Here is a 23,992-nt window from a genome sequence, read left to right as displayed (position 1 = left end):
ACGTAAACGCTAAAGGTTGTGCTAATCACCAAGGTGAACGTAAAAGCAGGTCAATACCGCTTTGTTTACTTTTTCTGGCCATAGCTCGATATTAAAATTAGATGAGTTTCAAGAGGATGATTAACTGCAGGGCTATTGTCTTAAATCTTACGCATGATCAATGAAATCTTAAGTTGCAGCCACTTTTAGTGGCTGCAACTTTTCTGCGCAAACCGCCTCTACAAGTGTGTAGTTTGCCGTTCGCAATTCAATAGAAGTTTGGAAGCCAAGTATGAAAACGTTCCACTGCAACAAGTGCTACCAGCAGATATTTTTTGAGAACGTCCATTGTGAGAAGTGCGGCAGCATGCTCGGCTATCAGCCCGAGCACCAGACCGTGAGTGCCTTTGAGCCTGCCGGGCCGGATCGTTGGGCCAGCCTCAACCCTGTGAATGCGGGGATGCATTACAAGCAGTGCGCTAACTATTCCAGGGAGCATGTCTGTAACTGGATGCTGCCTGCGGATTCGAAGTCGTCTCTCTGTGCGTCCTGCCAATTGACCAGAATTATCCCCGCGCTGTCGTATGGCAAAAACCGCCTGTTTTGGAATCGGCTGGAAACGGCCAAGCGGCGATTGCTTTATACGCTTTGGGATTTGCACTTGCAGCCGACCGGATCCTGCGCCTTTGCATTCCCATAAAAAGAAAGGTCCGTATATGCGGACCTTTTCTTTGTCATGAGCTGATCGTGCTGCTTATGATTTATCGTCGTTTTCTTTCTCTTCTTCGACTTCAGGCGTGTCGACTATATGCGGCTTCTTGCCTGGTTGCGGTGCGTGTTCTGCGCCGGGAAAGGCTTCTTCTCCATTATGCTTTTTTTCTTGCAGAACTTTTTTGTCGTGGGCGACGTTGCGTGGGTCTGTCATGGTTTTTCCTCTTAAGTGTTTGCTGTCGAATAAACTGGTTCTCGATCGTTATCAGCAATTGCGATTGACGATCTTTACCGGATATACAGCGAGGAGATAACCGTAGCACCTCACGTAGTGCAACAGTGCATTGCCTGCTAAGTGGATTTTTCAATTGATCGTAGAATAAGCTGCGTTCAAATCATTGCCGAGTTCGAGGGTTGGCAGCGAGGTATGCTTCGCACGAAAAAAGGGCCGTACTACTTAATCTAATTTAGTAATACGGCCCTTTTCGTTCAGGCATTTAAGCCTGCGCCAGATTAGTGGTGCTTGTGGTTATGCTTTGGCTTCTCGTGTTTTTTGTGGCTTGTTGTTGCGATGATCGTGATGATCTTCTGCGCGCCATTCTTCTGGATGTACGCGACGTTCGCGCCAATCGTTTTCGTATTGAGGTTGGGCATAGACGGGACGTGGCTCAGTTGGAGAGGGTCAATTCTGCTAGCAAATCTCAGTGTCTAGTAAAGCCAGCGCGATTCAATACTTCCAAGTAAAACGTTATCGAAATTGCGCTTCATTGGCGGCCACATTAGTTACATGGCGTAACAGTTAAATTGCTTATAGCGCTATTTATCTGCGTTTTGTGCATAAGTATAGTTCATCACATCGGGACTGCACACAACAACTCAGTACCGTCGAAGCAGGCCTCATTCCAAATGCCTGCAATTCAACTGATCACTAAATAAAAGGCTTTCAAATGAGCACAACTAATAAAACCGTCATTGTTACGGGTGCATCAAGCGGCATCGGCTATGCTTTGGTCGAAGCATATTTGAAGCGCGGCTATAACGTCGTAGGTAATGCGCGTACTGCAGAACGTCTACAGGCAGCTGCTGCCAAGTTGGGGAACCCGAAAAATTTCCTGCAAGTTGCTGGTGATATCGCAAAGCCAGAGACTGCTAAAAATCTGTTTAGCAAGGCAATTGCTACCTTCGGACAAGTTGATATCTTGATCAACAACGCGGGTATTTTCATCGCCAAACCAATCGGTCAGTACACAGAAAATGATCTCGATTCGCTCGTCAACACGAACCTGAAGGGCTTCTTTTATCCATCACAAGAAGCGGCCGAACATATGGCAGGGAACAAGCAAGGCCATATCGTAACCATCACCGCGAGTATTGCGATGGCACCAAATGTGAAACTGCCAGCGCTACTGCCGATTCTTATCAAGGGTGGTCTGAACCATGCGACACGCGGTCTCGCGTTGGAGTTGGCAGCGTCGAATGTCAAAGTAAATGCTGTGGCACCTGGCAGCATCGATACGCCACTCCATAGCAGCGACGATGCTACGACTAACTTCCGCAAAGCGTTGGCACCTATGGGTCAGACCGGTTTTACCGATGACATCGTAGACGCCGTGCTGTACATCACGGACTCGCAATTCACCACCGGCACGATATTGACTGTGGATGGCGGTGCAACCGCAGGCGTTTGGTAACTGCGACTTTGATCAAGGAGCAAGCATGAATGCCGATCAACAAGTTCGTACCGTGGTGCAGTCTTATTTTGATGGCGTCTATACCGGAAACGTGACGGCGCTTGCTGCGATTTTTGATGAAGGCGCTCAGGTTTATGGTGAGGTAGATGGACAGCCGTATCACAAAACGATCGCAGCCTATCTGGACGGAGTTGCGCATCGCACCAGCCCGAAGGACAGCGGCGATCCCTACCTGATGAAACTTGTGAGCATTGATATCTGCGGATGTATTGCGAACGTCAAACTCCATTCGCCTATGCTTGGATTTAATTATCACTTGTACCTTTCGCTCGTTCGCAACAAGGAACAGTGGAAGATCGTGAATAAAACTTTTACTAATCTGGCTGTTTAACTCAAGGAGTTCTTGCTATGCCTTATATCAATATCCGTGTCACCCGTGAAGGCGTGACCCCAGAACAGAAACTTCAATTGATCGAAGGTGCCACTGATTTGATGACCCGTGTCCTCAATAAAGATCCAGCCACCACCTTCGTCAGCATTGATGAAGTTGAGACCGACAACTGGGGCGTAGCACGCGAGAACGTGACAACTATGCGTCAACGTGAAGCGGAACAGAAAGCGATTCGTTAATTATATTTTGCGGACTCCTATAGATAAGGAAGTCTGCCTCAGGAAAGAAAGTATGAAACTTATATTCGTAGGTGATCCCATGTGTTCATGGTGTTACGGCTTCGGTAAGGAAATGACTGCACTTGCAAAATTGCATCCTGAATTGCCACTTGAGATTGTTGTCGGTGGTTTACGCGCAGGCGCTACGGATGTTCTCGATGACGCGGGCAAGAGCTTCCGTCTTACTCATTGGGCGCGCGTGGAAGAAGCCAGTGGCTTGCCATTCAATCGTGAGGGCTTGATGGCTCGCAAGAACTTTGTGTATGACACCGAACCCATTTGTCGTGCCGTGGTGGCGGCCCGGATCATTGCACCTGATGCCGATTTACTCGCCGTATTTAGAGCGTTGCAAAATGGCTTTTATGTTGATGCAGTTGATACGACAGATGGACGTGTTCTTGCGCGTCTGGCGAGCGATGCGCTGCGTAAGGAAGGTCACTCCGTCGACATTAGTGCGTTCTACAAGGTGTGGGAAGCGGATAGCACGATTGCCCTGGCAAAAAAAGATTTCGCACGGGCGCGTTCGTTAGGCGTACGAAGCTTCCCGGCACTTTTATTGGAAAACAACGGACAGATACAAACGATCAGTCCGGGTTATGCGCATGTTGAAGAACTAGAACAGCATTTGCAGTCGGCTCTGCAACCACTTCATCTTTCATAATATTTTAAGGATTTGTGATGAACGAAAATATCGTTATTGTGTATCACAGCGGATATGGTCATACCGCAAAGATTGCTGAAGCCGTCGCTGAGGGTAGTACCGGTCAACTCATCGCCATTGATGCGGAAGGGAACATAACAGACGAAGCATGGAATCTGTTACAGAAGGCAAAAACAATTGTCTTTGGCAGCCCTACCTACATGGGAAATGTAAGTTGGCAGTTTAAAAAATTTGCCGACGCATCTTCAAAAGTATGGTTCGAACAAGGTTGGAAAGACAAAATTGGTGCAGCATTTACCAATTCCGCTTCTGTTGCTGGAGATAAGCAAACAACGCTCTATACGTTGTTCACGTTGGCCCAACAACACGGCATGGTCTGGGTCGGAACTGGCATGATGCCAAGCAATGCAAAAAGTGCGCACCGCGATGATGTGAACTATCTTTCTTCATTCGCTGGCCTTGCTACCGCGTCCCCCTCCGACGCTTCTCCGGATGAAATTCCATCAGGTGATCTAATAACTGCAAGATTATTCGGTAAGAGACTTGCGGATATGACTAATCGGATCGCTTGATTAGTTTGCTCTAGAAATGGCTAACGGGTTGTATGCAATGTTCGTTGCATGGACCTTGAGAGCCTTCGTCATCAAGGCACATTTTTTTGTATTGGGCATTTCTTTTTTTTTAGTAATGCGCTATTACCTTGTAGCCGTGGGCGTTTGTGGCACAGGTAGATCAATGCCATTTTGTGTCCCTTTAATTTTGCATATTAAAAAAGGCCGGCATCATTGCCGGCCTTTTCTTTGTCATGAGTTGATCGTGCTGCTTATGACTTATCGTCGTTTTCTTTCTCTTGCGCTTTCTCATCTTCGACTTCAGGCGTGTCGACTATATGCGGCTTCTTGCCTGGTTGCGGTGCGTGTTCAGCGCCGGGAAAAGCTTCTTCTCCATTATGCTTTTTTTCTTGCAGGACTTTTTTGTCGTGGGCGACGTTGCGTGGGTCTGTCATGGTTTTTCCTCTTAAGTGTTTGCTGTCAAATAAACCGGTTCACTATCGTTATCTGCAATTGCGATTGACGATCTGTAGCGGATAAACAGCGAGGGGATAACCGTAACACCTGGCAGTGCGTTGCCTGCACCAGTGGAGCTCTCATTTAAGCGTAGGACAAGCAGTGTTCAATGAGTTGCGCGCAATATTTTCAACGTGACACGCTCATCCTGAACTGCTTAACTCGGCTTTAAATCGAATCCCTGCTTACGCGCAACTTTTCGCAACTGCATCAAATCGGCGCCGAACATGTTTGCGTGTTCCGCACGATCAAGCATTAGCTGCGCATGTTTGCCTGTCACTTGCGAGAAATATTGCGGGTCATGGCGAGCCAGGCTTCCCAGCGCTTTCAACAGTCGTATGCCTACTTCCACCAGCCCGGCACCATCACGCGCGATAGGCGAGAATAAATCTTCAAACATGTCTTCCAGATCGAGTGCAGGCAGAAAAACTCTTTGACACATGCTGTCGGGTGCCTGCGGCTCGGGCGCTTGCGCTCCCAGTCGCGAAAATATCCTGACGCCCCGACTAATGACGTCTATCGCCGTGCCCGGATCATTCACAGCAGGAGAAAGTGCACGTGATGCAATTTCAGAAAGTACTGACAAGCCGAATCGAGGATCATGTTCAAAGGTGCGGCTTATGCCGATCGTGATTGCCGAGAGTATGCGTCGCTGTATTTCTTCCAGCGCGTCCGATGGCGTGCTCATGTGCATGAGTGCGATGTCTTCACCAAGCGAAATAAAGCTTCCCGGTACGACTTGAAGATAGAGATCAAAATCAAATTGATTGGCGATCTCGCCCAGTGATTGAACATCAATGTACTGAATATAGCCGACTTCTTTTGCGACTACCTTGCTCATGTTCTGCGGGACGTGAGGTGGGTAAGCCGATGCGCCAAAATGAGGCCAATCGATTCTTGCCTTGATGGCGGATGTGGTTGCGTTTTCCACCCTGTCTATTGTTTCCCCGACGCGTCCCAGTTTGGACAGGTGATCTATCCAGCGCAGCAATGTGTAGATGATCAAAACAATGACCAGGATGGTCATCGCGAACATCAGTACTCTGCCTTGCTTGCCGTAAAGCCCGGTACTAAGCGCAATGATTCCCACCAGGCTGAACAGGAAAGAACCAATGAAGGTCGCCAATGCATTCTGGGTAGTGGCGTCTTCCATCACCAGAGTTGTTGCGCGTGGGGTGACGCCATTGCTGGCCGCAGAGTATGCGGTCACCATGACGCTGAGCGAAAAAGTGGTGACGGTGAGCATGCTGGTGGCAATGATGCCGAGAATTTTGTCGACCGCATCTGCACCCACGGAATCCGAGAGCGAGTCGGGCACGTAATCCTTGAACGCTAATGCAAGTAACGCGGTAATCACGCCGAGTAGGGAAAACAGCGTCGCTCTGAACCAGAGACGTTTTGTTATGCGACTCACTATCCAGCGCCATTTGGTGATCATGTGTAATCCTTAATTTGAGGCTGCTAGTACAGGGTTTCGTGGCTTGCACCTTGTTCGTCTTATCGGTTGGCAGTGAGGCTCAAATATCGCAATTTGCCAATGCCGTTTTGAATTCAGCAAAATGCATCGCAATTTTAAATTCTGCATGCTCGGTAAAACTGATTGGCATCTATTCGTAGTGATGCCGGGCACTGTAAGTTGGCAAGCGCATCTGCTTCGGCATCCACGCAGAACCAAGAAGACGGCAAGTTGGAGGTAGCATCGGCGACATAGCTTCCCCTCCAATAGCTATTCTTGTAATGATGCGCCAAGCGGTGAGCGTTGCATCTCTATGCTGTTAGCAAGTAAAAAATTATCCGCATCTTCGTTGTAATCCCAGCGCTCGACGACACACTGCAGCGGCGCATTCGCTAAACCGTAACGAATCAGATTGATCGAGTTGTTGGAGTCGTGACGTATGCGTGACGATACCGCCGTTCCTGCCTGCACTGCCCACACGCGTCGTGGCAGATCCGCATGCTCATGCAATGCAGCGATGAAGGGGCGATGAATATGGCCGCCGAGTATCAGATCGACGCCCGCTTCTGCCCATCGGTTGATGGCATGTTGATGTCCGCGCAGCAGATGTTCTTCATCGATGGCATGCGTGACGTGCACAGGCTGATGTGTGACGACGATGCGCAACTGCTGGTCACCGGCTTGCTCTAGTCGTTGCGCAACGCGTGCGATCTGCGCGCTGGATACTTCGCCTTCGATGTGCCGGTAGCGACGCGTGGTGCGCACGGTGATCACCAGCAGTTCGGGCGAGTCGTGGATGGGTTCCAGCTCGGAGCCAAACGCGCGGCAGTAACGTGAGTAGGGCAGAAAGATGCGGGTCGCCACATCGAACAGGGGAATGTCGTGGTTGCCGGCGATGGCGACTATGGCAGGAATCGCAAGACGCTCGACAAAAGCGTGAGCCGCCTGGAACTCGACGGCGCGTGCGCGTTGCGTGATGTCGCCTGACAGGATGAGCAGATCGGGTGTCTGCGCATGCGCCAGCCGCTCCAGTGCGGTGACGACGTGCGGCCGTTCGGTGCCGAAATGGGTATCGGAAATGTGCAGTACCGTCTTCACGCGGCATTGCCTCCGGATGCAAGGTTATCTTCCGTGTTGTTGTCGGCGACGGTCTTGCTCGCTGCTGCGACTTCACTCTGTTCGCCGTTTGCCTCGGAGGTGTGGCGGCGCTTGATCAGCATAAGCGGCTCGGCGGCCACGCGAAACTCCAGCGGCATGCGCAGCCACATGATTTCGCCATCGGCGGCGACCTTGATCTGGCTTTTATGCGATTTCTTGCTGCTATTGATAGGCGTGCTGGTGTTCGCGTTCGCGGCTTTTGTCCCGCGCAGTTTTCTGCGCGGGGCAATAGTCAGCTCGCGAAAACTGAAGCCGATGACATTGTCGGCATCGCCCAGCTTGCCCAGCGCGCCGCGCGCACCCAGCCATAACATCGCGAGCTTGCCGACCGGGCGCACGGCAATCGCGGCCAGCTGTCCTTGTACAACAGCATCTGCCTGCGGCATGCCGACTTGTTCGAGCTGCAGCCGATTATTGCCGACGAATAGTGTAGTGGTGCGCATCACGACGCTTTTGCCATCTTGCTCCAGCGAGATGTGCAAGTGCCGGTGACGACCAAACACGGTGGCGATGGCTGACCAGATCGCGACCAGTCGGCTGCGACCATATTTTTGTTTGAAGGCTTCTCTGTCTTCCAGCAGTTCGGGATACAAACCCACACTCGCATTGACCAGAAAAATATGGCCGTTCACTTGTCCGACCTGGACGGGTACGGCTTCGCCGTGCAACAAATCTTGCAGCGACTCGCTGATTTCTTCAGGGATACCGTGCGTGCGGCCAAAATAATTGAAGGTGCCTTGCGGGATCGCACCGAACAGGCAGCCGCTACCCAGCACGGTATTGGCCACTGCATTGATTGTGCCGTCGCCGCCGACTGCGACAACCACCGCGCCCTGCTCCTTTGCGGCATCAACCGCTTGTTGCACGGTTGCCTGGATCTGGTTCACGTCTTCAATCACGAATATGCGATGCGCGCGCCCGGCCGCTTGCATGGCCGCGGCTATCGTGTCGCGTGTGTCGTCGGCGTCATGGCGGCCCGAACCGCCGTTCATTACAAAAAATAACGGTGGTTCGGAATTGTGCGATTGTGGCGTATGGGGATTCAAGTAGCCTCGAAAATAGAAAGTAATCTCGGTTGATGCCGGACATTTGACATGCAGGCTACGACATTGTTCAGGTCCGTGCGTCACGTTTGCCTGAACGTTGAAAGACGAACATACCATTTTGCGTCATTGTGGAATGTTCGCTTGCGTACATGGAAAATTCATTCAACAGGTCGCGCTCCTGGCCTCAAGACTGACGACAATCATAGCGTTGCATACGTCAAAAGGGCCGTACTGTTTGATCATGATCAAGCAGTATGGCCCTTTTTGCTCAGGCATTAAGCCTGCGGCAGATTAGTGGTGCTTGTGGTGATGCTTTGGTTTCTTGTGCTTTTTGTGTGGCTTGTTGTTGCCATGATCGTGATGATCTTCTGCGCGCCATTGGCTTGCGCGTACGCGACGTTCGCGCCAGTCGTTTTCATATTGAGGCTGCACATATACGGGACGCGGCTCAACATAGCCTGGGAGGCCGATGTTGACGTCAACGCTTGCAGCCATGCTGGAGGCGGCTGCCATCAATGCGAGTCCTGCCAGCAGGCCGCTGATGATTTTAGTTGTTTTCATTATTCTTCCCTCTAGGTGACTGATCGGGCAAACCGGTGTTGTGACACCGGCCGTATGTAATCCAGATAAGCGGCGCTTATGTGTATTGCCTTCAGTCCGACGGGATGCGCTTGTATCAATACGATGAAGTGATGAGACAAGGGATTTCCCGTGACGCGAGTCTAACTTGTCTGGCAACGCAGCACTGTGCGCTGGCGAACTTAGGTAAAGGTGGGAAGTATCGCTTTCATGCTTTGCCTATCAGGATCGCGTTCAACGCGACATTGGCATAATAATTACCACGGCCTATTTTCTGTTTCTGTACAAAGCCGCCGGCGACCAGCGCATCCAGGTACTTGCTCGCAGTAAGACGCGATACTTGCAAATCACGTTGTACAAAATCGATCTTGGTGTAGGGATGCATGAAGAGGTTATTGATTAAATCCTGGCTATAAAATTTGTAGTCTTTACGAATACGATGTTTGTAGTCCTGCAATGCGCTCTTGATTGCCTGTATCGTGGCAATGGTTTGCATGGCTGTTTGTTCTACCGCCTCCAACATGTAGAGTACCCAGTCTTCCCAGCGATCTTCTATCCGTACTGTCTGTAGCAGTCGGTAGTAGGTGTCTTTGGTGTGCACGATATGGCTGGAAAGGTAAAGTACGGGAATATCCAGCAGGCCTTCGCGGACCAGATACAGCACGTTCAAAATCCGACCGGTGCGTCCATTGCCATCGTAGAACGGGTGGATACTTTCAAATTGATGATGAATCAGTGCCATCTTGATCAAGGGGTCAAGAGCATACAAATCTGCATCGTTGATAAATCGCTCCAGATCGTTCATCAAGGCCACGATTTCTGCAGGTTCTTGCGGCGGTGTGTAGACGACATTGCCAGCACCATCTTTTAAGGCGGTGCCAGGCAACTTGCGGAATCCGGCATTGTTCCTTTCCAGTTCGGCCTGAATCTCGATGATATGGTTGGCAGTCAATAAGCCACTGTGTTTGACTTTTTCGAACCCTATGCGCAGTGCTTGCCGATAGCGCAACACCTCTTTTGCTGCGGGATTGGCAAATGCTTCGGGCAATACATCATCTTTGAATAATTCGTCATGCGTGGTGATGATGTTTTCGATCTCTGAACTGTCTTTGGCTTCTTGTAATGCGAGCGTGTTGATCAAGATGCCCTGATTGGGAATAGACCCGGCGATGCCTTTTAACTCTGCCAGACACCGGCTTGCGGTTGCGAGTTTTTTAAGAATGGCTGGTGAATCAAAACGAGCAGGGTCTAATTGCTCTAGAGGAAAAATGGATGTCATTGAGCGGGTTCCTCAGCGGTCATGTATAGAAAATCCGGATTTCTATGCATATTAATCCAAACGTATATAGAAAAAGGCGATTTTCTATACATATATAGATCGACATGTATAGAAAATGCAGAAATCTATACATATTTTGAGCGCTATCATTAAATATAAACCTTCGTTCGCCATGCTACCGTCGCCTTGATTGGCTATGCAGACGATGCTTGCATAGATTCGGACAGCATCTGCAACAAGTGCGTCGGTCTGCTACTCTGACTCGCTCATCCATCAACCGGAACAATCATGAGCCCACTGTTCTCCCCTTACACCCTGCGCAGCCTTACCCTTCCCAATCGCATCGTCGTATCACCGATGTGCCAGTACTCGGCCGACAACGGTGCGGCAACGCCGTGGCACATGATCCATCTCGGCCATCTGGCCTTGTCGGGTGCCGGCATGTTGATGATCGAGGCGACGGCGGTGGAACCGGAAGGGCGCATCACGCCGAAGGATCTGGGTTTGTGGGATGACGCCAGCGAGGCTGCCCTGGTGCCTATCCTTGCGGCGATTCGCCAGCATTCAAAGATTGCGGTGGTCATGCAGCTTAGTCACGCGGGACGCAAGGCGTCGAGCAAGGTGCCATGGGAAGGCGGCGCACAGTTGCCGGTGGCAGAAGGCGGCTGGATGGCGTACGCGCCGTCGGCAGTGCCGCAGAAGGATGGCGAAGTCGAACCGCTGGCGCTGGATGCGGCGGGCTTGCGGCGCGTGCGTGATGCATTTGTGCTCGCGGCCAAACGCGCGCAGCGCTTGGGCATCGATGGTCTGGAGCTGCATGGTGCGCATGGCTACTTGCTGCATCAGTTTTTGTCACCGATCGCCAATCAGCGTACCGATGAATACGGCGGCTCGCTGGAAAATCGCATGCGCTTTCCGCTGGAAGTATTTGACGCGGTGCGTGCAGTATTCCCCGCGGATAAGCCGGTGGGCATACGCGTGTCAGCCACCGACTGGATGGATGGCGGCTGGAACCTGGAGCAGACGATTGCCTTTGCTGCCGAGTTGAAGAAGCGCAATGTCGATTGGATAGACGTGTCGTCGGGCGGTATATCACCTTTACAGAAAATTACCATCGGGCCGGGTTACCAAGTGGCGTTTGCGCACGGTGTGAAAGAAGCGACCGGTGTGCCCACGATGGCAGTGGGCCTGATCACCGAGCCACATCAGGCGGAAGACATCATCGTCAGCGGCAAGGCTGACTTTATCGCGATGGCGCGCGGCCTGTTGTACGATCCGCGCTGGCCGTGGCATGCGGCTTCTGCGCTAGGCGCAACGATCGAAGCGCCGCCGCAATACTGGCGGTCGGCACCGCATGGCCAGAACAAAATTTTCGGTGATACGGTGTTTGGCGGACGCTAGGTGATAACAGGGAAAGGCGATGCGCCGGCTCGTTCGCATTGCTGCTGGGTTGGGTTTGTTACTCCGCACAGATATTCTTGCCGGGGGCCGAGTTCACGTGGATTTACGCAAACAATTTCGGCGGCAGAAAGCGCGCGTTAAACAGCGATGAATCAAATCCAGTGTATGGATGATGTCGTTTGCATTGATTGGCGAAATTGAATTCGCTGAAATTTTTCAACGCTAAGTTGATTGCTGACTACTGACGATGCCGCTGGTTTCGATAAGCGGTTTTGATGATGGTGATCAAGAAATACGCCAATAAAAAAGCCCCGATTGCTCGGGGCTTTTTTATTGCTGCAAAATTCTATTCTTTGCTTTCCTGCTTCTTGCCGCCAGTAGCATCTTTATCCGATGCCGCTTTCTTGCTGGCTTTGCTCGGTTTGTCCGATGCTGCTTTTGCCGGTTTTGCTTTCACCGTCTTTGCAGCGGTGGTTTTACGTGCAGCCTTGGTAGCGGGTTTGGCAGGCTTAACGGATTTAGGCTTGGCAGGGGCTGCAGTTTTCTTTACATCATTTTTCTTCTTCTTTGTCTCATCGCTTTTTACCGCATCGACAGATGTGGCAGGACGCGGATGATTTTTGATTTCATTGTGATACTTTGCCGCAGCTGCAGCTTTTTTCACCGCTTCCTGAGCAATATTAGAGGCCTTGATTCTTGCCTTCTCTTCTTTGCTACGCTGATGCGCCTCGTCTTTATTGCCGACTCTGTTCGTCATGGTGTCTCCTCAGTGAAATTAAGTGCATCACTTATTCTTGTGATGCCTGCATGTTCAAGCTTGCATGGGAATCAAAATATCAGCAGAGCGCGCAGAGGTATGTGCGAATCCGTACACTGAACGCATGCAATCTGTATCCAGTGTGGAGCAGCATTGCGCTATTCATACGCGCTTGGGCAATAACCATCATCGATAAAGGTAAATTCGGTTGCTGTGGCGGACTTCTGCGGCGCTTGCATAGCGACAACAAGGCAGACATCTCGCACATGGATATTTAATAGGCGTTAAGCTGCTTCTTCAGATATTTTTTCCGTTTGGTTTCATCTTGCTTCACTTGATAGAAACTTATTTCATACCAGCGAAAGAAGGAATACAACTCATGGAAGACAAGCTAGTCAAAATCCCCGGTCCCGATCATCCGATCACGATTACGCCCAGGCGCGGACGCATCAAGGTCACGGTCGCGGGACGCATCGTCGCCGATACGACGGAAGCCCTGACCTTGCAGGAGGCATCGTACCCAGCAGTGCAATACATTCCGCGCAAGGATGTCGACATGTCGCTGCTTGAGCGTAGCAATCATGTGACGTATTGCCCATACAAAGGCGATTGCTCCTACTACGGTATCCCTGTCGGTGGGGAGAGATCCGCGAATGCAGTGTGGACGTATGAGATGCCTTATCCCGCTGTTGCCGCGATCAAGGAATATGTCGCTTTCTATCCGAATCGCGTGGATGCGATCGACCTTGAATAGCAAGATTAATCTGCGCGATGCATGTGCTGTTTTAGATTGAGGAAGCAATGAAATGAAACAAGCTGCAAGATATTCCATATTGCGTCTGACCCTGATCTTGCTGGCGGCGTCGATACTCAGCGGCTGCGGCGGTTACGCGCGCACACCGAACGGCAGTTCAGGCGTCGAAATGTATGGCGTGATTGATGTGGGCGTGCAGCACGACAGTCGTTGATCGTTTTGACGTGTGTGCTGCAGCCGGCTTGTATCAAGTCTTGGTTAATCAAGTTTCGGCTAAAAATTGATGCAGCGCCTGGATCGCCGCCGAGCCTTCTCCCACTGCTGCTGCCACGCGCTTGACCGAACCACTACGCACATCGCCGACGGCAAAGATGCCGGGGTTGCTGGTTTCCAGGTAATGCGGTGGCCGTGCCAGCGGCCAGTCGGCGCCCTGCACTTGCGGGCCGGTTAACACAAATTGCTTGTCGTCGAGCTTGACGCAGTGGTTGAGCCAGCCGGTGTTGGGTTCGGCGCCGAGGAACAGAAAGACGTGTTCGACCTCGTAGGCCCGGGGTGATTCATCCCGCGTCTGGCACATCACGCATTGCAGTTTGTCTTCGCCTTGCAGATCGACGATTTGCGTGTGTGTATGCAGCGTGATGTTGGACGCGGCTTCTATCCGTTGTATCAAATACTGCGACATGCTGGCGGCGAGGCCGCTCGCGCGCACCATGATGTGGACGTGACGCGCATGGCCGGAAAGGAACACCGCAGCCTGCCCCGCCGAGTTGCCCCCGCCGACCAGGATCACGTCTTCCTTTGTGCAAAAGGTTGCTTCCATAAATGACGCGTTGTAATAGATGCCGCGTCCTTCGTAGTGTTCCAGATTGTGTATCGATGGTTTGCGATAACGTGCGCCAGTGGCGATCACGACTGAGCGCGCCTGAATGTGATCGCCATTGTCGAGCGCGATGTCGAAGCGCTTGCCGGCGCGACAATCGAGTGAGGTGACTTCTATCGGCACCGCGACTTCTGCGCCGAACTTGCGCGCCTGCGACAAGCCGCGCCCTGCCAATGCCACACCGGAAATCCCGGTCGGAAAGCCGAAGTAGTTTTCTATCTTGGAGCTGGTCCCTGCTTGGCCGCCGGCGGCCTTGGTGTCGAGCACGACGACGCTCAATCCTTCCGACGCGCCATAAACGGCGGCTGCCAATCCGGCCGGGCCGGCACCGACCACGGCCAGATCGAATTGCTTGCCGTTGAGATTGTCGGGGCTCATGCCGAGTGCGTCGGCCAGTGCGCGATTGGTCGGTCGTTTCAATACGACGCTGCCGGGTGTGACGACGGCGGGAATGTCTTCCAGCGTTATGTCGAAGCGTGCCATCAACGCGGCTGCAGATTCGTGCTGATCGACATCGAAGTAGGCGGCCGGGTGCCCGTTGCGTGACAAAAACTCGCGCAGACTCAGGGAGTGCGCCGATTGGCGCGAGCCGAACACGATGACGCCGCTGCCTTCCTTATCCTGGATGAAGGCAACGCGTCGCAAGATGTAAGCGCGCATGATCAGTTCGCTCAAATCGGCTTCGGCAACCACCAGCGCGCGCAAGCATTCTTCATCGACGACGATCATTTCGCATTCGCTCTGCGTGACGGCGGTCGCTACTGCAGCCCGGCCCGCCAGCGTGCCGATATCGCCGGTGAACATGCCGGCGCCAAAGGTGCCGAGCGAGCGCGAGCGCAGCGCGGTGCCGCGTTCTATCTGTATCGTCCCGCTGACAATCACATAAGTACTGATATGGCGCTCGCCTTGCGTGAACAACACATGGTCGGCAGGGAAGCGCCGCCGCTCGCCGTACTTGCCCATCAATTCAAGTTGCGCAGCAGTCAACGCGGGGAAGAGCTGATGACGGCGTGCCTGGAAAAACGATTGCAGCGCGGCTTCTGGATCTGGCGTATCTGACATGCGGCTCTCTCTGCTGGATGGTGACGAATTGACGGAGTGAATGGTCAAGCGCTGAAGTGCTCGCCATCAGATGGCGATGCTGATGGCGTTCAATATGCCATGAATAATCGCGTTTTGTCTGGCGCATTGAATGACTGAAAAATAACTTTCTGCGCACTCGATCAGTGCGTCAATTTTTGGCGGAGCTGATTTGTCGGTGCATTGTGGTGTTGGCGCTGCACTCGTTGATCAATCGTTGATTTATCTCGCCAAAATTACCTTATGGAAATACAAAATCGGTACACTTGCGGCTGTGCCATACCCGACAGTTGTTCAGGGGTGGGTCATTCAAAAAACACAATAATCACGTACCCAGGGCGCATTGATGAAATACCGATTACTCCCTCTGCTGGTTGGCGCATTGCTGGGCGCTGCCGCCAGTACTGCGGCGATGGCCGCAGACGCTTCCCCCCATTTCGATATCAACCGTTTTGAAGTGCGCGGCAATACCTTGCTGTCGGTACAAACCGTTGATAACGCGGTTGCTCCGTACACAGGCAAGCAGCGCGATTTTGCCGATGTGATGGGCGCGCTGGAAGCGCTGGAGGCGGTGTATCAGGCGCGCGGCTATCAACTGGTGCGCATCGATCTGCCCGAGCAGGAATTGAATCAGGGCGTGGTGATCCTGAATGTGGTGCAAACCAAAATCGGCAATGTGGTGATTGAAGGTAATCAGTATTTCACCGATGCGAATATACGCAGCAGCCTGCCGGGTTTGCGCGAGGGCGAAGTGCCGGACCTGAAGGCGATTTCCAAAAGTCTGAAACTGGCGAATGAAAATCCTGCCAAAAAAACCGTCATGAAAATGAAGTCCGGCGTCGTTGATGGCGAAGTTGATGCAACGCTGGCGGTGAGCGATGAGTCGATTTGGTCCACTACAGTCAATTTCGACAATACGGGTTCGGTCGCAACCGGCAGAACACTGGCCGGCGTCGTGCTGCAAAACGCCAATCTGTTCGGGCGCGATCATGTATTGAGTCTGCAGTACACGACGACGCTGGAAGAGCCGAGCAGCGTGGGTGTATACGGCATCGGTTATCACGTCCCCTTGTATGCGCTGGGCGACTCGATGGATTTTTTCGCTAGTTATTCGGATGTCGATAGCGGCACGGTGACGGCGGGTATTTTTGATCTGGCGGTGAGCGGCAAGGGTTCGATGTATGGCGCGCGCTACAACCAGAACTTGCCGACTGCCGGCAATTACGAATCCAAGCTGGTGTACGGCGTGGATTACAAGGAATACAAAAGCAGCATGCAATTGCTCGGTGTCGAACTGGGTAATGACATTACCGTGCATCCGCTCAGCGTCGGTTATCAAGGCAGCTGGATATTGCCGAATGGCGATGCAAATTTCGGCGTGACGCTATTGCATAACATCCCCGGTGGCACGCGTGGGCGTCAAGCGGATTTCGATCGCGCACGTTTCAATGCGACCGACAATTACACCGCGCTGCGTTTAGCCGCGAGTGCAACGCAAGCCTTGCCGGCAGACTGGCTGGCGCGCGTGATCGTCAACGGTCAATACACAAAAGATGCATTGATTGCACCTGAGCAGTTCGGTGCCGGTGGTGCGAGTTCGGTACGCGGCTTTGCCGAACGCGAAGTGTCGAATGATTCCGGCGTGGCGGCTAACTTCGAAGTGTATTCATCGCCTTTGTGCGGAACTGCAAACTGGCAATGCCGCGTGTTGGCGTTCTACGACAGCGCTTATCTGACGCGCAATCATGCATTGGCGGGCGAGTTCCGCAACATTGCCATCAGCAGCGTGGGCGTGGGTCTGCGCATGCAGCTCGGTAACAAGGTCAACTTCCAGGTAGATGTCGGCCATGTGCTGCACGCCGAAGCGAGTGCGACGCAAAAAGGCGACGACCGTGTCCATGCGCGTCTCGGCCTGTCTTTCTGAGGACATCATGAAAATCACTCCTATGACTATGACGCGCACATTGATGACGCCTTATTCCTTACCGCTGTCTATGCGGCCCAAACTGTTGCTGCTGTTGCTGGCTGCCTGCATGGGGATCAGTGGCGTTGCGCAAGCGGCACCGAGCGACCCGACGGTGGTGAATGGGCAGGTGACGTTTTCGCAGCAGGGCAATGTGTTCTCGATCACGAATAGCCCGAATGCGATCATCAATTGGGGCAGCTTCTCGATCGCACAAGGCGAGATCGTGCGCTTCCTGCAGCAGAGCGGTAATAGCGCGGTGCTCAATCGCATCACAGGACAAGATCCCAGCCGCATCATGGGTGCCTTGCAATCGAATGGTCGCGTGTACCTGATCAATCCGAACGGCATCCTGTTCGGCGGCGGCGCGCAAATCAATGTAAATGGCCTGGTCGCATCGACGCTGGATATCGGCAACGCGGATTTTATCGCTGGTAAAAACAAATTCTTTTCCGGCGCGACTGCGGGCAGCGTGGTCAACGAAGGCGCGATCACGACGCCATCCGGCGGCAAGGTTTTTCTGATTGCGCCTGACGTCACCAACAGCGGCCTCATCACTTCACCGCAGGGTGAAGTTGTGCTGGCGGCAGGACATAGCGTGCAACTGGCCGACTCATCCAATCCCGGCATGCACGTGGTCGTTTCTGCCCCCGAAGATCAGGCGATCAATATCGGCGAGGTGATCGCACAAGGCGGCAAGATCGGCATCTACGGCGCACTGGTCAATCAGCGCGGGACGCTGAATGCGAACAGCGCAGTGGTCGGCGAGAACGGCAAGATCATCCTGAAAGCTACACGTACGACCTTGCTGGAAGCCGGCAGTTTGACAACAGCGACCGGTGCCGGCAACGGCGGCGAAGTTCAGGTGCTGGGTGAAAAAGTCGGCCTGATGGGCGATGCGCTGCTTGATGTCAGCGGCCAGAATGGCGGCGGCACGGCTCTGATCGGTGGCGATTATCAAGGCAAGAACGCTGCAGTGATGAATGCGGAACAAGTGTTTGTCGGCAAGGATGCCGTTATCAAGGCCGATGCGATTGCCAGCGGCGATGGCGGCAAGGTCATCGTCTGGGGTAACCAGACTGCGCAGGTATATGGTTCCATATTTGCGCGCGGTGGAGCTCAGTCGGGTAACGGCGGTTTCATCGAAACCTCAAGCCACTATTTGGATGTGGCAGGCATACGCGTGAATGCGGGTGCGGCAAACGGAAAAAAGGGGCAGTGGCTGCTTGATCCAGAAAATATATTGGTGGCGGGTGATGGCGCGCAGACTCTGAATCAAGTTTCGGCATTCGCCAGCCTTCCTGGAGAAGACACTGAAATAGACGCAGCACTGCTTTCTATTGCAAACGCAGATGTAATTTTGCAAGCGACCCACAATATTACTTTTTATGCGGGTGTTAACAATACAAATGGGGTGAACCTTACTGCGCAGGCCGGCAATAACATCATTGTGCAATCCATTGTGAGTTTCACTGGCGACATTACACTGGCAGCGAATCATAATGGCGCTGGTACTGCCAGTGGTACAGGGATCGTCAATTTGAGTGATGGTATTGTCAATGCTGGTGGAATACGGACTATTACTGACTACTTGAATCCTCCAGTAGAACCTCCAGTGACGCCGCCAACAGCCACCACTATCAATCAATGCGTCGCAAATCCAACTTTGCGTGGATGCTCGGTCATCTTGCCGCCAACCCAGAGTTTCCCGCCCAATCCAGTGCAGCAAGCGCTTAATTCAACCGTCAATATCATCAATACAGTGACGACGAATGTGAATCCTGCTGCGGCCCAGCTAAACGCGATTCCTAAAACAGGAAATCCAACCACCAGCACTGTTCCAACCCCCGCTGATGCAGCCGTTAAAGCAAGTGCAGAAGCCGCAGCAAAGGCGGCGTCTGATGCAGCAGCCAGGTCCGCCGCGGATGCTGCGGCCAAGGTTGCCGCCGATGCAGCCGCCAGAGCCGTGGCAGAATCTGCGGCCGCAGAAGCGGTAGCCAAGGCAATGCAGGCTGCAGCAAACCAGGCAGCGACAGACGCAGCGGCAAAGGCAGCAGCAGATGCCGCCGCCCAAGCTGCGGCAGATGCGGCAGCGAAAGCAGCTTCGGATGCAGCGTTTATGGCAGCGACCGAGGCGGCAGCCAAGGCAGCGGCAGATGCAGCAGCAGACGCAGCAGACAAGTCGGCAGCCGAAGCCAAGATTGCAGAGGAAAACGTCAAACAAGCGGATGAGAAAAAAGCAGCCGATAAAACCGACACCAAAGAAGTCGCATCCAACGAAAAAACCGGAACGAAAAATGAACCAGTTAAAAAAATGTACTGTAATTAAATCGCTGATGGTATTGGCTGCGCTGTGCGCCAGCACGCTAGTACTTGCTGCGCCAGTAGTCGGAACCGTGATGCAGTTGAGCGGACCATTGCTGGCAACGAAAGCCGATGGCAAGATGCGCGTGCTGGGCGCCAAGTCTGCGGTCGAGAGTGGCGATACCTTGTCTACGCAAAACAGGGGTTATGCGCAAATCAAGTTCGGCGATGACAGCGTACTCATCTTGCAACCGGACACGATACTGACGATCGATAAATTTTCGTATGAAGCCGGCAAGCCGGCTGCCGACAGTATTGCGTTCACGCTGGTGCAAGGTGGTGTGCGTTCAAATGCGGGTTTGATCGGCAAGCGCAGCAAAGATAGTGTGCAAATGGCGACGCCGTCTGCAAACATCAGCATGCAGGCAGCGAATGTCGTTGTTACATACATCAAGCCCAGTGCCGAAGAGATCGCGACTGCGCGAGAAGCTTATTTGCTGGCCAGTACTGCGGCGCTGGATGTTGCCATGCAAGTTACGCGCAGCGATATGCCTGTGCCTGCAGCGATCCAGCCCTTGATGCTGGCGCAAATTAATAAGGGAGGGCCGTCGGCGGTCAAGCCCGTGTCGGGATTGCCGCCGGGCCTGTATGTGTCGGTCCTCGATGGTGCAATTAATTTGACTAACAAGGGTGGAACACAGAGTTTTGTCGCGGGTCAGTTCGGTTTTACGCCAAACTTCTCGCAACCGCCTGCCCTCTTGCCGAAAAATCCGGGCCTGCAATTCACGCTACCAGCGGCATTTATGGCGCCGTCTCCTGTTTCGGGAGGCAGCACGGCGCCTAAATCGAATGCGGTTGATTGCGAAGTGCGATAAGTCTGGTAGCGCAAGCCAGTCCTTCAATATAGAGAGACGGCTTGCGGTAAAACGGCATTGTGCTTTACATCAAGCTGGATTTGCCATCCACCAATAACCTATGCCGCTATCGCTGCGCAACACGTAGCGCACATTGTTGATGAAGCGCTGCGGGAACTTCCCTGCGTCGTGATTGCTGTCGGATTCCTCCATCATGTCACTGGCTAGTGCTGACGCCTTGGCGCGACTCAAATCGGGATTCGTCGCTTCAGCAATGACTTCCGATATCGCCAGTACGGCCGAGCGATCGATTGCATCCGGATTGCCGGCGACGACGGCTGTGACGCTAATAATGTGTCCGGTCTCTTTCGAAACGCTTACCGTGAGTGAAGTTTTATCCGCGAAATTCTGCTTGAAATAATCATGCACCGCACCGTGTTTGACTTCGAATGCGCCCATGCGAAATGACTGTCCGGATGATTTGGCCGCCGCATTAAATGCATTAACGAATTGTTCCGCATCGAATCTGAACTCAGCTTCCCGGGTGATGCTGACTGCCTGAACCGGCACGGCTAACTCATCAGACGACGAAGTCCGTACGTCACCACTTTTGCTGCATGCGACCAAACAGAGCGCCAACAAGGCGTACGCCAACTTCTTCATGTCTCCTCCATAAACTGTTCGCTGTATTGCGGAGCGACGCTAGTTTCTATTGTGCAAACGGATTCGTCCGATCCGTTTTTTGAAAGATTACACCAGACCTGCGCACTTGTTGTGACCAATACCTGAAAATGCATCTGCCGGCCACCTGCGAGTGGCAGGATCGACGGACATGTCTGAAGCCGCATAGTCGCAGATCATGATTTACCGATGGCATGGGAATGCGTGTGCAGAGATCTGCGCCTGACAAAATAAAACGGCCATGCTTGCAGGCATGGCCGTTTATCTTGCGCAGTGCTAACTAGCGCGGTGCAGCCAGAGCTTGCGTACCGCGCGCGACCGACTTGGCATTCGCGGCATATGCGTGACTATTTACCGCGACATCCCGGCCGACCTTGAACACGGATACAGCTTGCGATAATTGTCCGGCCTGTTCATCCAGGCTTGCTGCGGCTGCAGCTGCCTGCTCGACCAGGGCGGCATTCTGTTGCGTGACGTCATCCATGTCGGTGACAGCCTGATTGACTTGATCGATACCTATACTTTGTTCGCGGCTGGCACCGGCAATTTCACTCATGATGGTGGCGACGCGCTGGACCGATTCCAGTACCTCAGTCATGTTCTGCCCGGCCTCATCGACGATGCGATTGCCGTGTGCGACTTTGCTGACTGAGTCATCAATCAAGACCTTGATTTCTTTGGCGGCACCCGCAGAACGTTGCGCGAGGTTGCGCACTTCGGCGGCGACGACCGCAAAGCCCCGGCCTTGTTCGCCGGCACGCGCCGCTTCGACTGCGGCGTTGAGGGCAAGGATATTGGTTTGGAAAGCGATGCCATCGATCAAGCTGATGATGTCCACAATCTTGTTGGCGGAATCGCTGATTTCGGTCATTGTCGCGCCCACACGGGTGACCGAATCGCTGCCGCGGCTTGCGATCTCTGTGGTTGACACGACGAGTTTGCTGGCCTGCTGTGCATTTTCAGCATTCTGTTTCACGGTCGAGGCGAACTCTTCCATGCTGGAAGCGGTTTGCTCCAGACTGGACGCCTGCGATTCGGTACGTGACGACAGATTCAGGTTGCCGGCAGCAATGTCTCTGGTGGCGGCCGTCATTGAATCGACATTCGAGCGCACGTCGCCGATCACGGCAACCAGATTCACATTCATCTGCTGCAACGCGCGCAGCAACTGCCCCATGTCATCGCCGCGCGAGGTTTCTATCGTGCCGGTCAGATCGCCCCCCGAGAGTGCGCGTGCCGCCTTGGTTGCGACGCGCAGCGGGACGACGATCGATGAGTGCAGTGAAAATCCCAACATCAAGGCGCTGAGAACACCGACTGCGCCAGCGGTGGCAAACAAGGTTGCCGTATTGCCGCTTAGCTGGGTAAATCCGGCGACAGCCATCGCGATAAACAACCCGATCATGACGGTCAGCCCGATGCTGAGACGGCTGCTGGTTGACAGGTTTTTGCGCGCCGCAAAAATACCGGCAAGTCCGGTGCGCACTGCCTGTCCCTGCTTGATGGCGATACCCCGCGCCTGACCAGCCATTATCTTGCGGTAGAGACCATCGGCTGCCTCGATTTGTGCGCGTGTCGGTTTAGTGCGGATGGACATATAGCCGTTGGCCTGGCCGCCTTCCATGACGGGAGTCACGTTGGCAACCACCCAGTAGTAATCACCATTTTTGCGCCGGTTCTTGACCATGCCGGTCCACGACATGCCGGCCTTCAAGGTGCCCCAGAGATCATCAAACGCTTCGGGTGGCATATCGGGATGGCGCACCAGATTGTGCGGCGCGCCGATTAATTCTTGTTCTGTAAAGCCGCTGACTTCGATGAAATACGGATTGATGTAAGTGATCTTGCCCTTCAGGTCAGTCTTGGAAACGATAGGACGTCCCTCGTCCATGTGGTACTCCACATTGGTAACCGGTAGGTTTTTGCGCATAGCGGACTCCTCTTGAAATAGTTATAGTTTTCATTGCATGCTTGCTGTTAAATCTGAACGGATGGGTAGTTCGAAGTGATGCGCGTAAGGCTTGTATCAGGCAAGATTTTTTTAGAATGCGACTGCTTTTTTTATATTCATAATTTAGTTTGTTATCGCAGTGAAAGATATTAATTTTTTGATGGAAATCAAAAAAACCGGGAATTTATTCCGCAAGACAACGATTGTTAAGGCGTTGATGTATGGAATGATTTTCATTTGTAAAAGCCGTGTCGATCATCACGCTTGCTCATATCAAAATGGATGAACGAAAGGCTGAAAAAGTTGTAGACGTATCAACCCACACGCACGATGGTTACTCTTTGAACGCACATGTATAAGCCCTCGATCGCGGGCAATTTTGCGAATTTGAGAAATCGGTTTGCCACGCTTGTCAGTAATCTGAAGAAGTGAAGTTATGCATGATGAATATGTTGGAATACCTGTCTGCAAATCCACGTAAAATTATTACTTTCATTTTGCGTAAGGAATCAACATGAAGCCGATTCCGGTAGATCAAATACAGATTGTTTGGTACCAGGATTCCATTTCAGGCGAAACGATGTCATCCGGCATGGGCGGCAAGACGGTTAACTTCTGGATACATATGGAATTCTTCCCGCGGGAAGTGACGGAGGCCTACCTGATGGATGACGGTGAGCCACGACCGCACCCCAAAGATGGCTGGTCGTATGCGCGCGGCATGTTGCGTTAAGTGATGGCGTAGCTGATGAAGTAAGCGCGCCGATTTTCGGGCGCGCTCAATAAACAAGGATGGAATGACGAAGGACTTGGTGTTGACGGGATAGTGGAAATCCCCGTCACTTCGTTTTACTTCGGAAACATGTCGAATGCTTCGCCGACTTTTAATGCGACCAGGTCATACAGTGAATGACGAGGTTGTGGGCCGGCACGTTCAAATCCTTCTACCGTATCCGGCTCTATGCCTTCAGGCGGTGGCACAAACTGCATCCACTCTTCGTAGCCCGGATGATCTTTCAGGTTGCGATTGAGTTCATCCAGAAATTCTTGCGGTGTTAATTTTCCAGCCAT

At 52.8% G+C, this 23,992-nt stretch carries 25 protein-coding genes; 13 read left to right on the top strand and 12 right to left on the bottom strand.

Translation table 11 applies throughout. From position 1 onward, the window contains the following. Positions 1 to 271: 271 nt before the first annotated feature. The gene (locus ACFQO0_RS06445; RefSeq protein WP_382233191.1) at positions 272 to 679 is read left to right on the top strand and encodes a zinc-ribbon domain-containing protein; all 408 of its coding nucleotides are present in this window, start codon (positions 272 to 274) and stop codon (positions 677 to 679) included. A 54-nt stretch (positions 680 to 733) separates the two neighbouring features. Here the strand turns inward: ACFQO0_RS06445 and ACFQO0_RS06440 are convergent, their stop codons facing one another. Beyond that, positions 734 to 904, bottom strand: a complete 171-nt coding sequence (locus tag ACFQO0_RS06440) for a hypothetical protein (RefSeq protein WP_382233190.1) — start codon at positions 902 to 904, stop codon at positions 734 to 736. A gap of 733 nt (positions 905 to 1,637) precedes the next feature. Between ACFQO0_RS06440 and ACFQO0_RS06435 the strand changes: the two genes are divergently transcribed. Genes ACFQO0_RS06435 through ACFQO0_RS06415 form a run of 5 tightly spaced genes read left to right on the top strand, consistent with a single transcriptional unit; the run spans position 1,638 to position 4,283 of the window. After that, complete coding sequence (locus tag ACFQO0_RS06435) at positions 1,638 to 2,381, top strand: SDR family NAD(P)-dependent oxidoreductase (RefSeq protein ID WP_382233189.1); 744 nt, start codon at positions 1,638 to 1,640, stop codon at positions 2,379 to 2,381. Positions 2,382 to 2,406: 25 nt separating this feature from the next. Next, complete coding sequence (locus tag ACFQO0_RS06430; RefSeq protein ID WP_382233188.1) at positions 2,407 to 2,772, top strand: nuclear transport factor 2 family protein; 366 nt, start codon at positions 2,407 to 2,409, stop codon at positions 2,770 to 2,772. A gap of 17 nt (positions 2,773 to 2,789) precedes the next feature. Further along, a complete protein-coding gene (locus ACFQO0_RS06425; protein WP_382233187.1) occupies positions 2,790 to 3,011 on the top strand; it encodes a 2-hydroxymuconate tautomerase family protein in 222 nt (73 codons plus the stop codon). A 52-nt stretch (positions 3,012 to 3,063) separates the two neighbouring features. Then, positions 3,064 to 3,711, top strand: a complete 648-nt coding sequence (locus ACFQO0_RS06420; protein ID WP_382233186.1) for a DsbA family protein — start codon at positions 3,064 to 3,066, stop codon at positions 3,709 to 3,711. Positions 3,712 to 3,728: 17 nt separating this feature from the next. Further along, a complete protein-coding gene (locus tag ACFQO0_RS06415; RefSeq protein ID WP_382233185.1) occupies positions 3,729 to 4,283 on the top strand; it encodes a flavodoxin family protein in 555 nt (184 codons plus the stop codon). 251 nt (positions 4,284 to 4,534) lie between these two features. On the opposite strand, the gene ACFQO0_RS06410 is transcribed toward ACFQO0_RS06415, so the two are convergent. The 6 genes from ACFQO0_RS06410 to ACFQO0_RS06385 all read right to left on the bottom strand — a co-directional run bounded on the left by ACFQO0_RS06410 (position 4,535) and on the right by ACFQO0_RS06385 (position 10,296). Beyond that, positions 4,535 to 4,717 carry a hypothetical protein gene (locus tag ACFQO0_RS06410; RefSeq protein ID WP_382233184.1) on the bottom strand — a complete coding sequence of 61 codons (183 nt, stop codon included), beginning with the start codon at positions 4,715 to 4,717 and terminating at the stop codon, positions 4,535 to 4,537. A gap of 218 nt (positions 4,718 to 4,935) precedes the next feature. Beyond that, complete coding sequence (locus tag ACFQO0_RS06405; protein ID WP_382233183.1) at positions 4,936 to 6,216, bottom strand: DUF2254 domain-containing protein; 1,281 nt, start codon at positions 6,214 to 6,216, stop codon at positions 4,936 to 4,938. A 288-nt stretch (positions 6,217 to 6,504) separates the two neighbouring features. Continuing rightward, complete coding sequence (locus ACFQO0_RS06400) at positions 6,505 to 7,332, bottom strand: metallophosphoesterase family protein (protein ID WP_382233182.1); 828 nt, start codon at positions 7,330 to 7,332, stop codon at positions 6,505 to 6,507. Next, on the bottom strand, positions 7,329 to 8,438 hold the full coding sequence (locus ACFQO0_RS06395) for a diacylglycerol/lipid kinase family protein (RefSeq protein WP_382233181.1): 1,110 nt from the start codon (positions 8,436 to 8,438) through the stop codon (positions 7,329 to 7,331). Before ACFQO0_RS06395 ends, ACFQO0_RS06400 begins: the two co-directional genes overlap by 4 nt. A 291-nt stretch (positions 8,439 to 8,729) precedes the next feature. Then, positions 8,730 to 8,999: a hypothetical protein gene (locus ACFQO0_RS06390; protein WP_382233180.1), complete on the bottom strand. Its 270-nt coding sequence runs from the start codon at positions 8,997 to 8,999 to the stop codon at positions 8,730 to 8,732. 226 nt (positions 9,000 to 9,225) lie between these two features. Next, entirely contained in the window at positions 9,226 to 10,296 is a 1,071-nt protein-coding gene (locus ACFQO0_RS06385; protein WP_382233179.1) for a Fic family protein, read from the bottom strand. A gap of 288 nt (positions 10,297 to 10,584) precedes the next feature. On the opposite strand from ACFQO0_RS06385, the gene ACFQO0_RS06380 reads away from it, so the two are divergent. Then, positions 10,585 to 11,697, top strand: a complete 1,113-nt coding sequence (locus ACFQO0_RS06380; RefSeq protein WP_382233178.1) for an NADH:flavin oxidoreductase/NADH oxidase — start codon at positions 10,585 to 10,587, stop codon at positions 11,695 to 11,697. A 346-nt stretch (positions 11,698 to 12,043) separates the two neighbouring features. Here ACFQO0_RS06380 and ACFQO0_RS06375 read toward each other — a convergent pair whose 3' ends face one another. Continuing rightward, positions 12,044 to 12,454 carry a hypothetical protein gene (locus tag ACFQO0_RS06375; RefSeq protein WP_382233177.1) on the bottom strand — a complete coding sequence of 137 codons (411 nt, stop codon included), beginning with the start codon at positions 12,452 to 12,454 and terminating at the stop codon, positions 12,044 to 12,046. A 379-nt stretch (positions 12,455 to 12,833) separates the two neighbouring features. Between ACFQO0_RS06375 and ACFQO0_RS06370 the strand changes: the two genes are divergently transcribed. After that, positions 12,834 to 13,208: a DUF427 domain-containing protein gene (locus ACFQO0_RS06370; protein WP_382233176.1), complete on the top strand. Its 375-nt coding sequence runs from the start codon at positions 12,834 to 12,836 to the stop codon at positions 13,206 to 13,208. A 52-nt stretch (positions 13,209 to 13,260) separates the two neighbouring features. After that, positions 13,261 to 13,422, top strand: a complete 162-nt coding sequence (locus ACFQO0_RS06365) for a hypothetical protein (RefSeq protein ID WP_382233175.1) — start codon at positions 13,261 to 13,263, stop codon at positions 13,420 to 13,422. A gap of 48 nt (positions 13,423 to 13,470) precedes the next feature. Here ACFQO0_RS06365 and ACFQO0_RS06360 read toward each other — a convergent pair whose 3' ends face one another. After that, a complete protein-coding gene (locus ACFQO0_RS06360) occupies positions 13,471 to 15,150 on the bottom strand; it encodes an FAD-dependent oxidoreductase (RefSeq protein WP_382233174.1) in 1,680 nt (559 codons plus the stop codon). Between the two features lie 364 nt (positions 15,151 to 15,514). Between ACFQO0_RS06360 and ACFQO0_RS06355 the strand changes: the two genes are divergently transcribed. From ACFQO0_RS06355 to ACFQO0_RS06345, 3 genes are read left to right on the top strand one after another with little or no spacing between them, the layout of a single operon-like run. Beyond that, positions 15,515 to 17,092 carry a ShlB/FhaC/HecB family hemolysin secretion/activation protein gene (locus ACFQO0_RS06355; protein WP_382233173.1) on the top strand — a complete coding sequence of 526 codons (1,578 nt, stop codon included), beginning with the start codon at positions 15,515 to 15,517 and terminating at the stop codon, positions 17,090 to 17,092. 7 nt (positions 17,093 to 17,099) lie between these two features. Beyond that, positions 17,100 to 19,460 carry a two-partner secretion domain-containing protein gene (locus ACFQO0_RS06350; protein WP_382233172.1) on the top strand — a complete coding sequence of 787 codons (2,361 nt, stop codon included), beginning with the start codon at positions 17,100 to 17,102 and terminating at the stop codon, positions 19,458 to 19,460. Then, entirely contained in the window at positions 19,429 to 20,310 is an 882-nt protein-coding gene (locus ACFQO0_RS06345; protein WP_382233171.1) for a FecR family protein, read from the top strand. The genes ACFQO0_RS06350 and ACFQO0_RS06345 overlap by 32 nt, the downstream gene beginning before the upstream one ends. Positions 20,311 to 20,379: 69 nt before the next feature. Here the strand turns inward: ACFQO0_RS06345 and ACFQO0_RS06340 are convergent, their stop codons facing one another. Together ACFQO0_RS06340 and ACFQO0_RS06335 are read right to left on the bottom strand one after the other, a co-directional pair. Continuing rightward, positions 20,380 to 20,952: a hypothetical protein gene (locus tag ACFQO0_RS06340; protein WP_382233170.1), complete on the bottom strand. Its 573-nt coding sequence runs from the start codon at positions 20,950 to 20,952 to the stop codon at positions 20,380 to 20,382. Between the two features lie 298 nt (positions 20,953 to 21,250). Then, entirely contained in the window at positions 21,251 to 22,900 is a 1,650-nt protein-coding gene (locus tag ACFQO0_RS06335) for a methyl-accepting chemotaxis protein (protein WP_382233169.1), read from the bottom strand. Between the two features lie 535 nt (positions 22,901 to 23,435). Between ACFQO0_RS06335 and ACFQO0_RS06330 the strand changes: the two genes are divergently transcribed. Further along, the gene (locus tag ACFQO0_RS06330) at positions 23,436 to 23,654 is read left to right on the top strand and encodes a hypothetical protein (RefSeq protein ID WP_382233168.1); all 219 of its coding nucleotides are present in this window, start codon (positions 23,436 to 23,438) and stop codon (positions 23,652 to 23,654) included. Between the two features lie 116 nt (positions 23,655 to 23,770). Here ACFQO0_RS06330 and ACFQO0_RS06325 read toward each other — a convergent pair whose 3' ends face one another. Then, positions 23,771 to 23,992 (bottom strand): hypothetical protein, encoded by a 222-nt coding sequence (locus ACFQO0_RS06325; RefSeq protein WP_382233167.1) that lies wholly within the window; start codon positions 23,990 to 23,992, stop codon positions 23,771 to 23,773.

This window comes from Herminiimonas aquatilis, from assembly GCF_042665175.1.
Taxonomy (GTDB): domain Bacteria; phylum Pseudomonadota; class Gammaproteobacteria; order Burkholderiales; family Burkholderiaceae_D; genus Oxalicibacterium; species Oxalicibacterium aquatilis.
Note: the sequence above shows the minus strand (reverse complement) of the source record. Positions and strands in the feature narration are given on the sequence as shown.

Excerpts from the sequence above, each read along its gene's own strand:
- ACFQO0_RS06340 (WP_382233170.1), bottom strand. The coding sequence starts at position 20,952 with ATGAAGAAGTTGGCGTACGCCTTGTTGGCGCTCTGTTTGGTCGCATGC.
- ACFQO0_RS06405 (WP_382233183.1), bottom strand. The coding sequence starts at position 6,216 with ATGATCACCAAATGGCGCTGGATAGTGAGTCGCATAACAAAACGTCTC.
- ACFQO0_RS06410 (WP_382233184.1), bottom strand. The coding sequence starts at position 4,717 with ATGACAGACCCACGCAACGTCGCCCACGACAAAAAAGTCCTGCAAGAA.
- ACFQO0_RS06445 (WP_382233191.1), top strand. The coding sequence starts at position 272 with ATGAAAACGTTCCACTGCAACAAGTGCTACCAGCAGATATTTTTTGAG.
- ACFQO0_RS06335 (WP_382233169.1), bottom strand. The coding sequence starts at position 22,900 with ATGCGCAAAAACCTACCGGTTACCAATGTGGAGTACCACATGGACGAG.
- ACFQO0_RS06425 (WP_382233187.1), top strand. The coding sequence starts at position 2,790 with ATGCCTTATATCAATATCCGTGTCACCCGTGAAGGCGTGACCCCAGAA.
- ACFQO0_RS06420 (WP_382233186.1), top strand. The coding sequence starts at position 3,064 with ATGAAACTTATATTCGTAGGTGATCCCATGTGTTCATGGTGTTACGGC.
- ACFQO0_RS06350 (WP_382233172.1), top strand. The coding sequence starts at position 17,100 with ATGAAAATCACTCCTATGACTATGACGCGCACATTGATGACGCCTTAT.
- ACFQO0_RS06375 (WP_382233177.1), bottom strand. The coding sequence starts at position 12,454 with ATGACGAACAGAGTCGGCAATAAAGACGAGGCGCATCAGCGTAGCAAA.
- ACFQO0_RS06385 (WP_382233179.1), bottom strand. The coding sequence starts at position 10,296 with ATGACATCCATTTTTCCTCTAGAGCAATTAGACCCTGCTCGTTTTGAT.
- ACFQO0_RS06370 (WP_382233176.1), top strand. The coding sequence starts at position 12,834 with ATGGAAGACAAGCTAGTCAAAATCCCCGGTCCCGATCATCCGATCACG.
- ACFQO0_RS06325 (WP_382233167.1), bottom strand. The coding sequence starts at position 23,992 with ATGGCTGGAAAATTAACACCGCAAGAATTTCTGGATGAACTCAATCGC.
- ACFQO0_RS06440 (WP_382233190.1), bottom strand. The coding sequence starts at position 904 with ATGACAGACCCACGCAACGTCGCCCACGACAAAAAAGTTCTGCAAGAA.
- ACFQO0_RS06330 (WP_382233168.1), top strand. The coding sequence starts at position 23,436 with ATGAAGCCGATTCCGGTAGATCAAATACAGATTGTTTGGTACCAGGAT.
- ACFQO0_RS06430 (WP_382233188.1), top strand. The coding sequence starts at position 2,407 with ATGAATGCCGATCAACAAGTTCGTACCGTGGTGCAGTCTTATTTTGAT.
- ACFQO0_RS06345 (WP_382233171.1), top strand. The coding sequence starts at position 19,429 with ATGAACCAGTTAAAAAAATGTACTGTAATTAAATCGCTGATGGTATTG.
- ACFQO0_RS06435 (WP_382233189.1), top strand. The coding sequence starts at position 1,638 with ATGAGCACAACTAATAAAACCGTCATTGTTACGGGTGCATCAAGCGGC.
- ACFQO0_RS06355 (WP_382233173.1), top strand. The coding sequence starts at position 15,515 with ATGAAATACCGATTACTCCCTCTGCTGGTTGGCGCATTGCTGGGCGCT.
- ACFQO0_RS06365 (WP_382233175.1), top strand. The coding sequence starts at position 13,261 with ATGAAACAAGCTGCAAGATATTCCATATTGCGTCTGACCCTGATCTTG.
- ACFQO0_RS06380 (WP_382233178.1), top strand. The coding sequence starts at position 10,585 with ATGAGCCCACTGTTCTCCCCTTACACCCTGCGCAGCCTTACCCTTCCC.
- ACFQO0_RS06390 (WP_382233180.1), bottom strand. The coding sequence starts at position 8,999 with ATGAAAACAACTAAAATCATCAGCGGCCTGCTGGCAGGACTCGCATTG.
- ACFQO0_RS06360 (WP_382233174.1), bottom strand. The coding sequence starts at position 15,150 with ATGTCAGATACGCCAGATCCAGAAGCCGCGCTGCAATCGTTTTTCCAG.
- ACFQO0_RS06415 (WP_382233185.1), top strand. The coding sequence starts at position 3,729 with ATGAACGAAAATATCGTTATTGTGTATCACAGCGGATATGGTCATACC.